Below are 12,304 nucleotides of genomic sequence, written 5' to 3'. Positions count from 1 at the left end.
TGCCGGTCCCGATCAGCGCCGACCATCCATGACATCAAGGAAAACAAGACCGTACTGGTCGAGTTTCTTGACGCCAACCCCGTTGATTGATGCCATATCCTGCAATGTCCGTGGTTTGAAGCGGACCATTTCCCAAAGGGTTCTGTCACTGAAAATGACATAAGGCGGAACATTCTGGCTGGTGGCAAGCTCGCGGCGCAGGGTGCGTAGGCGCTCCCACAGATCACGATCTTCCTCGTTCTCGAACTCGGTATCGAAATCACGCAGCCGCTTGGTCATGGTGCGTTTGCTTTCGCCGGGGTCCTTGCGCATTTCAACGACTTTTTCGCCGCGCAGGACGGGGCGGGATTCTTCGGTCAGGTAAACGCCACCGTGCCCCTCGACATCGACCTGAAGATATCCCATGGCAAGCAACTGGCGGAAGACCGACCGCCATTGCGGCTGTGACACATCCTTGCCAATACCGTAAACCGAAAGGTCATCATGGTTGTTCTGACGGATTTTTTCGGTCTTGCGTCCCATCAGGACTTCGATGATGTGGGCCGGACCGAACCGCTGTCCGGTACGATAGACCGCCGAAAGTGCCTTACGCGATGCCTCGGTCGCATCCCAGGTATCGACCGGTTCAAGGCAGGTATCGCAATTGCCGCAGGGTTTTGTGTCTTCTTCGCCGAAATAGGACAAAATCACCTGTCGGCGGCATCTGGTGGTTTCGGCAAGGCCAACCAGCGCATCGAGTTTGCGGCTTTCGATGCGTTTCTGACTGTCGGGCGCATCGGATGATGCCAGCATGGAACGGATGGAAACGATATCGGATAGATCGTAATTCATCCATGCATTGGCTGGCAGACCATCGCGGCCCGCACGGCCGGTTTCCTGATAATAGGCTTCCATGCTCTTGGGCAGGTTCAGATGGGCGACAAAACGGACATTCGGCTTGTCGATCCCCATGCCAAAGGCGACCGTGGCGCAAATGATCAGACCGTCTTCGCGCAGGAACCTGTCCTGATGAAGCTGTCTTGTTTCCTGTGTCAGACCTGCGTGATAAGGCAAGGCCGGGCGACCGTTATCGGTAAGCCATTGCGCGACATCCTCGGTCTTGCGACGCGACAGGCAATAGACAATCCCGGCATCTTCGGGATGCTCACGGTTCAGAAACGACAGAAGGCGCTGCTTTGAATTGCCCTTTGTTTCGATCCGATAGGTAATGTTCGGGCGGTCAAAGCCGGTCAGGAAGCATTGCGCATTTGTCAGATGCAGGTTTTCGGCAATGTCCTTGCGGGTTGGCGTGTCCGCAGTTGCGGTCAAGGCAACCCGCGGCACATGCGGGAAACGCGTTGGCAGAAGGTCAAGCCGACGGTATTCCGGGCGGAAATCATGCCCCCATTGCGAAACACAGTGTGCTTCGTCAATGGCAAATAGCGATATGCTGATCCGGTCAAGCAGGTTCAGAAAACGATCCGTCGCAAACCGTTCCGGGGCGACATAAAGCAGATCGATATCGCCATCAATTGCGCGGGTTTCGATTTCGCGCGCCGCGTCCGGGGAAAGTGTTGAATTGATAAAGGCCGCCTTGACCCCAAGCTGGCTTAGTGCATCGACCTGATCCTTCATCAAGGCAATCAGGGGCGATACAACAATTGCCGTTCCCGAACGACAAAGGGCAGGGATCTGATAACACAAAGATTTGCCGCCACCGGTCGGCATCAGGACCAGTGCATCGTTTCCGGCAATCACATGATCGATGATTTCGGCCTGCTGACCGCGAAAACTGTCATAGCCGAAAACGTCCCGCAGGACGTCAATCGGCAGACGTTGCGCAGGTCGGTCGAGCAAGCCGGGTAGGGGTGCTGTATCAGGCAATTTAACGGTCCAGATGTGCGCGGATATCGACAAAGACGTTTTCAAACATCTCTGGCGTCAGGCGATAGGTCTGGGTGTTGTAGCGCGAACAGTGATAGCTATCAAACAGTGTAATCCCGTTTTCCATTTGATGGGATGCCCCATGACCGAATTTCAGGGATGAAAGCTTCAGGCCAAAGGTGCGCAGCATTGCCTGATGGGCCACCTGTCCAAGGCACAGAATGGCCGAAAGGTTTTTCATCGCGGCAAATTCACTGATCAGGAAGGGGCGGCAGGTATTGGCTTCGGGGCCTGTCGGCTTGTTTTCAGGCGGTACGCATTTGACGGCATTGGTGATTCGGCAATCAACCAGTTCAAGCCCGTCGTCGGGGCGCTTTGCATAGGTGCCCGTGGCGAAGCCGAATTTCTTGAGCGTGCCGTAAAGCAGATCACCGGCATAATCACCGGTGAAAGGACGGCCGGTTGCATTCGCCCCCTTTAACCCCGGGGCAAGACCGACGACAAGCAGACGTGCGTCAAGGGGGCCGAACGGGCGGACGGGGCCGTTATAAAAATCGGGAAACTTTGCCTGATTGGCACGGCGGAACTCAACAAGGCGCGGGCAAAGTAGGCAGTCCCTGTCGGGTTGCAGATAGGTGGTCATGACGTGTCCGACAGTTTGCCGGGCGCAATGCGTGCTGCGCCCGGTCGTTTAGTTGAAAAAGGTGATTAATCGAAATCAATTTCATTCAGATCAGGATGTTCCGGGTGATCATCAAAATCCGGATGGTCGTCTTCGCGACGCTGCTGGATCTTGCGGGCGATTGTCCCTTCCAGTTCCGTCAGCTCGATAAAGTTGTCGGCCTGACGACGCAATTCATCGGCAACCATTGGCGGATTTGATTTCACGGTCGACACAACAGTGACACGAACGCCTTTGCGCTGAACAGCGTCAACAAGGCGGCGGAAATCGCCATCGCCGGAGAAAATGACAACATGATCAAGATGTTGTGCCATTTCCATCACGTCGATTGCCAGCTCGATATCCATGTTGCCTTTGATCTTGCGGCGACCTGCGGCATCGGTGAATTCCTTGGTCGGTTTGGTGACCATGGTATAGCCGTTATAGTCAAGCCAGTCGACGAGCGGACGGATGGGGGAATATTCCTGATCTTCGATCAGTGCAGTGTAATAAAAGGCCCGGATCAGTTGACCTTTTTGTGCAAAAAGATCAAGTAAGCGTTTGTAATCTATGTCGAAACCAAGGGCCCTGGCGGCGGCATAGAGGTTCGAGCCGTCAATGAACAGCCCGATGCGTTCCTGCGGGTAAAAAATCATCTGAAAATTCCTCAAACATAGCTTTTTAATAATGCCGTTTCCAAAATTCGGGAAACGCCGACTTTTTTACCGTGCAACTGCACACAAAGAAAGGGCGAAAATATCGTGGACACAACGGGATCGCTTCCGTAGTTATGCGCCAGCATCCCCGCAAATGATGTGTAACAGCCAGTTTCGTGAGCAAGTCGACCATGAACAACGATACTGCCCGTAATGACAGGGTGATTCTGATCGCCTTTGGAGCCAATCTTCCTACGGAGGAATATGGGGCACCAGCCGATACATTGAAAGCAGCCCTTAGACGATTGACCGAGGATGGCGACATTTCTGTGGCAAACGTATCCCCGTTCTACGAGACGGCACCGGTTCCGGTTTCGGATCAGCCTTGGTATGTCAACGGCGTTGCGCGGCTTGAAACCGCTTTGGGTGCGCATGATCTTCTGGCACGTCTTCACCATGTCGAGGCGGAATTTGGCCGCGTTCGACGCGAAAGAAACGAAGCACGGGTGATTGATCTTGATCTGATTGCCTACGGGGATGATCTGCTGATCGAGGAGGGCGGCATTCAGGTGCCCCATCCCCGCATGCACCAACGGGCGTTCGTTCTGCTGCCGCTGCGCGATATCGTGCCCGAATGGCATCATCCGCAACTTCATCGGTCGATTAACGATCTGATATCGGACCTTCCGACGGATCAGGAAATCCGAAAACAATCCTGATATGCAAAAAATCCGCTAAAAACCTGTTCATCCCGATGGCTTCGCTGTTGCAACAAAGCAAATGCGACGCTATAAAGTCCGGTCTGGACACCCCAAAAGTATTTCTGGAGACATTTATGGCGCGCGTTACCGTCGAAGATTGCGTTGAAAAGATTCCGAACCGCTTCGAGCTCGTGATGCTGGCAGCTCAGCGTGCACGCAACATCTCGGCCGGTGCCGAACTGACCATTGATCGTGACAACGACAAGAACCCGGTTGTCGCTTTGCGTGAAATCGCAGAACAGACCGTTGATTATGACGATCTGCGCAATGGCATGGTTTCCGGCCTGCAGCGGCATGTTGAAGTCGATGAACCCGAAGAATCCGAAGACGATTTTGGTCCGAAACTGATGGCAGAAGCAATTCAGGATGCCTCGGTTGGTGTGACCATTCCGTCTGCTGACGAAGACGAATAAGACCAAAGAAATTTTGTTCTGAGGCAAAGTTCAAAAGAAAAGCCACGGTGATTATCTTCCGTGGCTTTTTTTTATCCAAATCGTACTATCTTATGAAAGGGCCGGATTTCGGCCTTTGGATGAATACGGAGAAGCCACTGAATGATGCGCCAATACGAACTTGTGGAACGGGTTAAGGCCTATGATCCGGATGCATGCGAAACATCGCTGAACCGGGCATATGTCTATGCGACCCAGAAACATGGTTCGCAAAAGCGTGCCAATGGCGACCCGTACTTTTCCCATCCGATCGAAGTTGCAGGTATCCTGACGAACTACAAGCTGGATTGCGACACGATCATCACGGCGCTGCTGCACGACACCATCGAAGACACCGACGCAACGCCGCAGGAAATTACCAAGCTGTTTGGCAGCAACATCATGAAGCTGGTCGATGGTGTGACCAAGCTGACACAGATTGAACTGAAATCTGCCGATTCAAAGCAGGCGGAGAATTTCCGCAAGCTGTTGCTGGCGATGTCCGAGGACATCCGTGTTCTTCTGGTGAAGCTTGCCGACCGTCTGCATAACATGCGCACGCTGCATTACATCCCGAAACCCGAAAAACGGGTGCGGATTGCGGCAGAAACGCTTGAGATTTATGCCCCGCTTGCCGAACGCATCGGTATGCATGACATCAAGGAAGAACTTGAAGATCTCGCCTTTCAGCATATCAATCCCGAAGCACGTGATTCGATCCGCGCCCGGCTGGAATTCCTGCGCGAGAAGGACGACAATGTCGTCAACCGCATCGTTGCCGAGCTAAAAGACGTCATCAGCCGCCAGGGGCTGTCGGTCGATATTTACGGACGTGAAAAACGGCCATATTCGATCTGGCAGAAGATGCAGCGCAAGAACATCACGTTCGGCGAGCTGTCCGACATCATGGCGTTCCGCGTTCTGGTCGATGACATGCCGCAATGCTATGAGGTTCTTGGCTATCTGCATGCCAATTACAAGGTCATTCCGGGCCGGTTCAAGGATTACATATCAACGCCCAAGCCCAACGGTTACCGGTCGATACATACCACCGTCCTTGGCCCTGAAAACCATCGCATCGAAGTGCAAATCCGCACGCGACAGATGCACGAGGTCAACGAGAACGGTGTTGCTGCGCACTGGGCCTACAAGCAGGGCAGTGGGGATGAAAACAAGGAAGGTGTTCAGTATCGCTGGCTGCGCGATCTGCTTGATATCCTTGAACACGCATCCGAGCCCGAAGAGTTTCTGGAACATACCAAGCTGGCGATGTTTCAGGATCAGGTGTTCTGTTTCAGCCCCAAGGGCGATGTGATTGCCCTGCCTGCTGGTGCGACGCCGGTCGATTTCGCATACATGATCCACACCCATATCGGCGACACATGCGTCGGGGCGAAGGTCAACGGCGCGATGGTGCCGTTGCGCACGACGCTGAACAATGGCGATCAGATCGAAATTGTCACCTCGAAGGCGCAGACCCCGAATCCGACATGGGAGCGCTTCGTTGTTACAGGCAAGGCGCGCGCGCGTATTCGCCGCTTTATCCGGCAGCAACAGGACGATCAATACAAGGACCTTGGGAAAGCCATCCTGCAGAAGGCATTCCGCCAGGAGGGGTATGACTATTCCGACAAGGCCATTGATGGCGTATTGAAAATCTTCAAAATGCCGAGTGTTGATACGCTTCTGGCATCTGTTGGTGCGGGACATCATACCGGTCGGGAAGTCGTGCATGCGGTGTTCCCGGGCTCAAAGGACGTCGAAACCGCCCGGAAAGTGATCCCGCATGAGCGTGCGCGAAACCGCAAGCATGATCACGCCATACCGCTTAAGGGGCTGATACCGGGAATGGCCGTGCATTATGCCGGTTGCTGCCATCCGCTGCCGGGGGACCGCATTGTCGGGATCGTCACGACCGGCAAGGGCGTTACCATTCACACGATTGATTGCGATACGCTTGAAACCTTTACCGAACAGCCGGAACGCTGGCTTGATGTCGGCTGGGATAATGACGGTGAACCAGAACATTTCATCGGCCGCCTTGGCCTTACGGTTGGCCATGAACAGGGGGCATTAAGTTCCATTACCAGTGTGATTGCCAAGAACCACGGCAACATCACCAACCTTCGCTTCACCAACCGCACGCAGGATTTCTTTGAAATGCTGATCGATATTGATGTGGTTGACGTCAAACATCTGACCAACATTATCGCGGCATTGCGCGCGACACCTGTGGTCAACACCGTCGAGCGTGCACGCGGATGAAACAGGATTGTGAAGGAGTTCGCCTTTTGGTCAAATCGGGCGCAAAACCCTTGCCATTCGGGCGGCTAACACTTACGCATATGCCACACCTGTTTTATGCCTGTCCCGTTTGGCCTATGAATTGATCCTGCATGTTCCGGCGCCGTATCAAACCGACATCTTTTCAACGCATAAGAAATGTGCTTTGGCCGCGCGGCGGCTGGCGTAGGTCTTCGCGATATTTCGCCCATCGGGTCGCGCGACTTCCCGGGACGCCCTATAGCATTGCTTCGGGCTTTGCCATTGGGGCGGCAATATCCTTTACCCCGTTTATCGGCTTCCATTTTGTCCTTTCGGCATTGTTCAGCATGCTGACGCGCAGCAATCTGGTGGCGTCATTGCTTGGCACCATTGTCGGCAATCCCTGGACATTCCCCTTCATATGGCTGTGGTTATATACGTGCGGGAACTGGATCCTTGGCGTTGATCGTGCCGCGGATACCGTGCATTTCAACATGGCGGTCCTTTGGGATTTTGTGGTTATGGGATTAAGCTATATCGGTGGTGGCCTGATTTTCGGTCACTGGGATACGGTCGATCAGGCCCGGCTTGGCCAGTTGTGGGACAGTATCGTCGATATTATCTGGCCGATGATGGTCGGGTGTGTTCCCACTTCACTTGTCGTCTGGATGCTGTTTTACTTCCCGGTACGTCGGGCCGTGGTCATCTATCGTCACAATCGCATTCTGCGCCGGATGAAAACATCCGAACGCCACGGTCTTGGACCGATGCTTGAAAGTGCCAAAAAGAAAATCGGTTCGGCAGCGGCCAGTGCCACCAAAAAGCAGGACGAAACGCAATGAGTGCGAAATTAAGACTGGGTGTGAATATCGATCATGTTGCCACGATCCGTAACGCACGGGGTGGGGCGCATCCCGATCCGGTCCGGGCTGCCAAACTGGCCGCAAAGGCCGGCGCTGACGGTATTACGGCCCATTTGCGCGAAGATCGTCGCCATATATCCGATAATGATATCAATCGGTTGCGTGCGGAAATTGATCTTCCGCTGAATTTCGAAATGGCGGCAACCGATGAAATGCTGGCCATTGCGATTGCGGCAAAACCCCATGCCGCCTGCATTGTTCCGGAGAAGCGTGAAGAACGCACGACGGAAGGCGGGCTGGATGCGGCGGGTGGTCACAATCACCTGAAAAGATATGTTGCCGAACTGGGGGCTGCCGGTATTCGGGTATCGCTGTTTATCGAAGCATCGAAGGCGCAGCTCGATGCGGCCAGACATCTTGGCGCGCCTGTTGTCGAAATCCATACGGGTGCCTATTGCGAAGCAACCGGTGCCGCACAGGCGCGCGAACTGGACCGCATTAGGGATGCCGTGCGTTATGGTGCAAGTATCGGCCTTGAAGTTCATGCCGGGCATGGGCTTGGCTTTGATACCGTTTCGCCAATTGCGGCGATGCCCGAGATTGCCGAACTCAATATCGGGCATTTTCTGATCGGCGAGGCCGTCTTCACCGGGCTTGAAAACAGTATCGCGGAAATGCGCCGGTTGATGGACGAGGCACGTCAGGAAAGTGGCGACCAATAATGATTATTGGCATTGGCACCGATCTGTGTGATATCCGGCGGATTGAAACCGCGCTGGAACGCCATGGCGAGCGTTTCATGAACCGTGTTTTCACCGACGTCGAGATCGCGCGTGCCAAACGTCGCCCGCACCGCACGGCGTCGTCACTGGCGATGTCCTTTGCGGCAAAGGAAGCCTGTTCCAAGGCGCTGGGTACGGGGTTTCGTCGTGGCGTGTATCACAGCACGATGGGTGTTGTGCACCAGCCGAGCGGCAAACCCGACATGGTCCTGATTGACGGGGCGCTGAAAAGACTTGAAGAATTGACGCCAGAGGGAAAAGTTGCATCAGTTTATGTAACGCTGACAGACGAATACCCGCTGGCGAATGCGGTCGTTGTAATTTCGGCCGATTGATTGGCAAAAAGTGATTGGTTTAAATACTGAATGGAAAAGCTAGTGCAAAAGAAGAAAACGGGTGGACTTCTGGACACCTTCAAAACCGTTTTCTGGGCCATTGTGATCGCGCTTCTGGTTCGGACATTCGCCTTCGAACCGTTTAATATTCCATCCGGTTCGATGATCCCGACCTTGCTGGTTGGTGACTATTTGTTTGTGTCGAAATTTTCCTATGGATATTCAAAGCACAGCCTGCCGTTCAGCGTGCCGCTGATTCCCGGTCGCATCATGTCGTCCGAACCGGAACGCGGCGATGTGGTGGTTTTCAAACTGCCTGCTGATCCGTCGCAGGATTATATCAAACGCGTGATCGGCCTGCCGGGCGATACGGTTCAGGTCACCAATGGCCGTTTGCTGATTAATGGCCAGACGGTAGAACGTGACCGGATCGAAGACTATATCCTGACCGATGGCAGCGGGCAGGCGATTGCCGTTCCGCAATATATCGAAACACTTCCGAATGGTAAGGTTCATCGTATCCTCGAGATCTTTGGCGATCAGGGGCCAAGCGATAACACCGAACCGTTTACCGTCCCCGAAGGGCATTTCTTCATGATGGGCGATAACCGCGACAATTCGGCCGATAGCCGGGCCTTCCCGTCGCGCTTCCGGTTTGTCCCGATCGAAAACCTCGTGGGACGTGCTGAATTCCTGTTCTATTCCAAAGACAGTTCACAGCCGATCTATGACTTGGGCAGCATCCGGTTTGACCGACTGTTCCAGGGGGTCAACTGATGGCCGAAACGGTGCCATTGATTGCCGAGATTGATCACGAGTTTGCGCAACCCGATCTGCTTCGGGTTGCGTTGACGCATCGCAGTGCCGCAAAAGGCAAGGATGCGTTAAGCGGCGGCAATGAACGGCTGGAGTTTCTGGGCGACAGGGTTCTGGGGCTGGTTGTTGCCGAAATGCTTTATACGCGTTTCGGGCGCGAGCGCGAAGGTGCTATGGCCAAGCGTTTTGTCGCGCTGGTCCGTCGTGAAACGCTTGCCAGACTGGCACAGCAGATCGGCCTTGGCGGCCATATCCAGATGGCAAAAGGCGAACGTGCCGCCGGTGCGGATACCAATCCCGCCATTTTATCTGATTGCATGGAGGCGGTGATTGCCGCACTCTATCTTGACGGTGGTCTGGAACCGGCAAGAGAATTTATCGAACGGCTTTGGCTGCCGCTTCTCGATGAAGCGCCCAAGCCGCCGCAAGATGCAAAAACCCGATTGCAGGAACTTTTGCAGGGACGTGGCAAGCCATTGCCGAAATATGAAATGGTCGGTCGTCAGGGCCCCGCGCATGCACCTGTCTTTACCATTGAACTGAGCACCGGAGACGGTGAAAGTGTAAAGGCCGAGGGCAAATCGAAACGCGAGGCAGAACAACTGGCTGCTCAATTGATGTTGGATACACTGAACCATGAATGAGGTTCCCACTCCGGTGAACGAAGACAGATTACCTTATCAGCAGCGTTGCGGCTTTGTCGCACTTGTCGGGGCGCCAAACGCCGGAAAATCGACATTGCTCAATCAGCTTGTTGGCACAAAAGTATCCATCGTTTCGCCCAAGGTGCAGACAACACGCACGCGCGTGCGCGGCATTGTCATGACCGATGACGCGCAGTTGGTGTTTATCGACACGCCGGGCATTTTTGCGCCGAAGCGCCGTCTTGACCGTGCAATGGTCAAAGCCGCCTGGAACGGTGCGGATGATGCCGATCTTGTGGTTCTGGTGATTGATGCCGGGGCAGGGATCACCGACGAGGTGCGCGCGATCATTGATCAGCTTAAATCCCAGAATCGCAAAGCCATTCTGGCGATGAACAAAGTCGACAAGGTGGCCGACAAGGAAAAGCTGCTGCGTCTGTCGCAGGAATTCTTTGCCGAGGAAGTTTTCACCGATGTCTTCATGATTTCGGCCAAAAAGGGTTCTGGTACGCAGGATCTGGTGAATTTCCTTGCGGCCAAGATGCCCGATGGTCCGTGGATGTTCCCCGAGGATGACGTTTCGGATATGCCGTTGCGGTTGTTGGCGGCAGAAATAACACGCGAAAAACTTTACTATCAGCTACAGCAGGAATTGCCGTATTCCGCAACGGTCGAAACCGAATTGTGGGAAGAACGCAAGGATGGTTCCGTCAAGCTGGAGCAGACGATTTTCGTCGAGCGCGAAGGCCAGAAAGCCATCATCCTTGGCAAGGGTGGTAAGCGTATCAAGGCCCTTGGCAGTGATGCCAGAAAGGAACTTGAAGCGATTTTCGAACGTCGGGTTCATCTGTTCCTGTTCGTCAAGGTGCGCGAAAACTGGGGCGATGATCCCAATCGTTTTGCGATGTGGGGACTTGATCCCAACGCTTGATACATGGCGCGTCAATTTCGCGCACATTTGCCCTGCCTGCAGGTTTGGATATGGAAAACGGATCTTTATGGGGAATAGTGTTGATCGTCGTTGGCGCCGTTGCCGCGATGATCGTTGCACGTGTCGCCCGGCGACCGTTTCGTTACCGGCATGATGGTAAAAATATCGAGCGCGACAAATCATTCCTCTCGCGCCCGGTTAATCTGCTGGCGTTGTTGGCGGCTATTGCCACCTTCGTTCTTGGTTTGCTTTGGCGTTTGAATGGAAATGGACCGTCGTAATGACCAGGCACGACAATGACCCGATTAATGATGCAATTGATCACGTTGCAAGCAGCAACACATTGAAACGTATTGTTTTTATTGTTGCGTTCATCTGTCTTGCATCCAGCCTTGTCGGGCTTTTCTTCCTTGTTACCCGTCTGATCGTGCCGCGCGGTTTTTTCTAGAGGTGCAGGATGGACTGGCGTGATGATGCGATCGTCCTTTCCACGCGCAAGCTCGGTGAGAACTCTGTCCGTTTGTCGGTGCTGACGCGCGACTATGGTCGATATGCAGGCATGGTGCGCGGTGCCACCAGCAAATCAATGCGCGGTACGCTGGAGCCGGGGAATGAAGTTCGTGTCGGATGGTCTGCCAGATTATCAGAACATCTGGGGCAGTTCCGTTGCGAGCTGACGGGCGCGCATGTTGCCGATTTGCTGCTATCCCCCGGGCCCTTGATGGCGTTGAGTTCGGCCTGTGCGATGCTGGAAGTCACATTGCCCGAACGCGAAGCGCACACCGCATTGTATCAGGGGACGGTTGCATTGCTTTCCGCCCTTAAGACGGAGCAATGGCTGGCGTCTTACATCCGATGGGAAGTCGGGTTGCTTGACGAGCTTGGCTATGGGCTCAGCCTTGATCGGTGTGCGGCAACGGATGTTGCCGATGACCTCTGCTTTGTATCCCCCAAAAGCGGCCGGGCCGTTTCCGAGGCCGCAGGAACGGCATATCGTGATCGCCTGTTGCCGTTACCGGCATTCCTTGCCGCAGGCAGGGCCGCACAAAGCAGCCGCGATCAGGGATTGAATGAACAGTTTCGCCAAGGGATCAAACTGACCGGATTTTTCATTCATCGCGATATTTTTGAAGCAAAGGGTGTGAGGCCCGTTGCCGCGCGCGACCGGCTGGTGAGCCATATCTGGCGGGCAGTAGACGCCGATGAAAAATAAATACCGTACTTTGATGCGGACTTGTGTTGACCATAACCGTACCCACCGTAGTATGTTGCCAAAATGGTGATTGAGTGCCGGAC

The 12,304-nt window shown here is 54.2% G+C and carries 15 protein-coding genes; 12 read left to right on the top strand and 3 right to left on the bottom strand.

Annotated elements, in window-relative coordinates; genetic code table 11:
- Nucleotides 1–12: 12 nt before the first annotated feature.
- The 3 genes from recQ to P8T57_RS19675 all read right to left on the bottom strand — a co-directional run bounded on the left by recQ (nucleotide 13) and on the right by P8T57_RS19675 (nucleotide 3,180).
- The gene (gene recQ / locus P8T57_RS19685) at nucleotides 13–1,863 is read right to left on the bottom strand and encodes a DNA helicase RecQ (RefSeq protein WP_341364074.1); all 1,851 of its coding nucleotides are present in this window, start codon (nucleotides 1,861–1,863) and stop codon (nucleotides 13–15) included.
- A gap of 1 nt (nucleotide 1,864) precedes the next feature.
- Entirely contained in the window at nucleotides 1,865–2,506 is a 642-nt protein-coding gene (locus P8T57_RS19680; RefSeq protein WP_007089485.1) for a uracil-DNA glycosylase, read from the bottom strand.
- A gap of 65 nt (nucleotides 2,507–2,571) precedes the next feature.
- Complete coding sequence (locus tag P8T57_RS19675) at nucleotides 2,572–3,180, bottom strand: NYN domain-containing protein (RefSeq protein ID WP_007089486.1); 609 nt, start codon at nucleotides 3,178–3,180, stop codon at nucleotides 2,572–2,574.
- A gap of 191 nt (nucleotides 3,181–3,371) precedes the next feature.
- On the opposite strand from P8T57_RS19675, the gene folK reads away from it, so the two are divergent.
- From folK to recO, 12 genes are all read left to right on the top strand, one after another.
- Nucleotides 3,372–3,899: a 2-amino-4-hydroxy-6-hydroxymethyldihydropteridine diphosphokinase gene (folK, locus tag P8T57_RS19670; protein WP_037991235.1), complete on the top strand. Its 528-nt coding sequence runs from the start codon at nucleotides 3,372–3,374 to the stop codon at nucleotides 3,897–3,899.
- 116 nt (nucleotides 3,900–4,015) lie between these two features.
- Nucleotides 4,016–4,354, top strand: a complete 339-nt coding sequence (rpoZ, locus tag P8T57_RS19665; protein WP_007089488.1) for a DNA-directed RNA polymerase subunit omega — start codon at nucleotides 4,016–4,018, stop codon at nucleotides 4,352–4,354.
- Nucleotides 4,355–4,495: 141 nt separating this feature from the next.
- On the top strand, nucleotides 4,496–6,637 hold the full coding sequence (locus tag P8T57_RS19660; RefSeq protein WP_341364073.1) for a bifunctional (p)ppGpp synthetase/guanosine-3',5'-bis(diphosphate) 3'-pyrophosphohydrolase: 2,142 nt from the start codon (nucleotides 4,496–4,498) through the stop codon (nucleotides 6,635–6,637).
- 179 nt (nucleotides 6,638–6,816) lie between these two features.
- Nucleotides 6,817–7,479, top strand: coding sequence for a DUF2062 domain-containing protein (locus P8T57_RS19655; protein ID WP_223305105.1), 663 nt, complete (start codon nucleotides 6,817–6,819; stop codon nucleotides 7,477–7,479).
- On the top strand, nucleotides 7,476–8,222 hold the full coding sequence (locus P8T57_RS19650) for a pyridoxine 5'-phosphate synthase (RefSeq protein ID WP_341364072.1): 747 nt from the start codon (nucleotides 7,476–7,478) through the stop codon (nucleotides 8,220–8,222). The genes P8T57_RS19655 and P8T57_RS19650 overlap by 4 nt, the downstream gene beginning before the upstream one ends.
- Nucleotides 8,222–8,617, top strand: coding sequence for a holo-ACP synthase (gene acpS, locus P8T57_RS19645; protein WP_007089492.1), 396 nt, complete (start codon nucleotides 8,222–8,224; stop codon nucleotides 8,615–8,617). The genes P8T57_RS19650 and acpS overlap by 1 nt, the downstream gene beginning before the upstream one ends.
- Nucleotides 8,618–8,647: 30 nt before the next feature.
- Nucleotides 8,648–9,394 carry a signal peptidase I gene (gene lepB / locus P8T57_RS19640; protein WP_037991232.1) on the top strand — a complete coding sequence of 249 codons (747 nt, stop codon included), beginning with the start codon at nucleotides 8,648–8,650 and terminating at the stop codon, nucleotides 9,392–9,394.
- Nucleotides 9,394–10,077 carry a ribonuclease III gene (gene rnc, locus P8T57_RS19635; protein ID WP_341364071.1) on the top strand — a complete coding sequence of 228 codons (684 nt, stop codon included), beginning with the start codon at nucleotides 9,394–9,396 and terminating at the stop codon, nucleotides 10,075–10,077. The genes lepB and rnc overlap by 1 nt, the downstream gene beginning before the upstream one ends.
- Nucleotides 10,070–11,008 (top strand): GTPase Era, encoded by a 939-nt coding sequence (era, locus tag P8T57_RS19630; RefSeq protein WP_007089495.1) that lies wholly within the window; start codon nucleotides 10,070–10,072, stop codon nucleotides 11,006–11,008. The genes rnc and era overlap by 8 nt, the downstream gene beginning before the upstream one ends.
- A 77-nt stretch (nucleotides 11,009–11,085) precedes the next feature.
- Nucleotides 11,086–11,289: a hypothetical protein gene (locus P8T57_RS19625; RefSeq protein ID WP_007089496.1), complete on the top strand. Its 204-nt coding sequence runs from the start codon at nucleotides 11,086–11,088 to the stop codon at nucleotides 11,287–11,289.
- The gene (locus P8T57_RS19620) at nucleotides 11,289–11,456 is read left to right on the top strand and encodes a hypothetical protein (RefSeq protein ID WP_167710567.1); all 168 of its coding nucleotides are present in this window, start codon (nucleotides 11,289–11,291) and stop codon (nucleotides 11,454–11,456) included. The genes P8T57_RS19625 and P8T57_RS19620 overlap by 1 nt, the downstream gene beginning before the upstream one ends.
- Nucleotides 11,457–11,465: 9 nt before the next feature.
- On the top strand, nucleotides 11,466–12,221 hold the full coding sequence (gene recO, locus P8T57_RS19615) for a DNA repair protein RecO (protein ID WP_341364070.1): 756 nt from the start codon (nucleotides 11,466–11,468) through the stop codon (nucleotides 12,219–12,221).
- The last annotated feature ends 83 nt before the right edge of the window (nucleotides 12,222–12,304 follow it).

The organism is Thalassospira sp. SN3W, assembly GCF_038070535.1.
Classification (GTDB): Bacteria; Pseudomonadota; Alphaproteobacteria; order Rhodospirillales; family Thalassospiraceae; genus Thalassospira; species Thalassospira xiamenensis.
The sequence above is the reverse complement of the archived record's forward strand: the minus strand, read 5'-3'. Positions and strand labels throughout refer to the sequence as shown.

Bases quoted from the DNA above. Each gene is read 5' to 3' on its own strand.
- P8T57_RS19620 (WP_167710567.1), top strand. From the start codon at position 11,289: ATGACCAGGCACGACAATGACCCGATTAATGATGCAATTGATCACGTT.
- P8T57_RS19660 (WP_341364073.1), top strand. From the start codon at position 4,496: ATGATGCGCCAATACGAACTTGTGGAACGGGTTAAGGCCTATGATCCG.
- rpoZ (WP_007089488.1), top strand. From the start codon at position 4,016: ATGGCGCGCGTTACCGTCGAAGATTGCGTTGAAAAGATTCCGAACCGC.
- rnc (WP_341364071.1), top strand. From the start codon at position 9,394: ATGGCCGAAACGGTGCCATTGATTGCCGAGATTGATCACGAGTTTGCG.
- lepB (WP_037991232.1), top strand. From the start codon at position 8,648: ATGGAAAAGCTAGTGCAAAAGAAGAAAACGGGTGGACTTCTGGACACC.
- P8T57_RS19675 (WP_007089486.1), bottom strand. From the start codon at position 3,180: ATGATTTTTTACCCGCAGGAACGCATCGGGCTGTTCATTGACGGCTCG.
- P8T57_RS19650 (WP_341364072.1), top strand. From the start codon at position 7,476: ATGAGTGCGAAATTAAGACTGGGTGTGAATATCGATCATGTTGCCACG.
- recO (WP_341364070.1), top strand. From the start codon at position 11,466: ATGGACTGGCGTGATGATGCGATCGTCCTTTCCACGCGCAAGCTCGGT.
- acpS (WP_007089492.1), top strand. From the start codon at position 8,222: ATGATTATTGGCATTGGCACCGATCTGTGTGATATCCGGCGGATTGAA.
- P8T57_RS19680 (WP_007089485.1), bottom strand. From the start codon at position 2,506: ATGACCACCTATCTGCAACCCGACAGGGACTGCCTACTTTGCCCGCGC.
- era (WP_007089495.1), top strand. From the start codon at position 10,070: ATGAATGAGGTTCCCACTCCGGTGAACGAAGACAGATTACCTTATCAG.
- folK (WP_037991235.1), top strand. From the start codon at position 3,372: ATGAACAACGATACTGCCCGTAATGACAGGGTGATTCTGATCGCCTTT.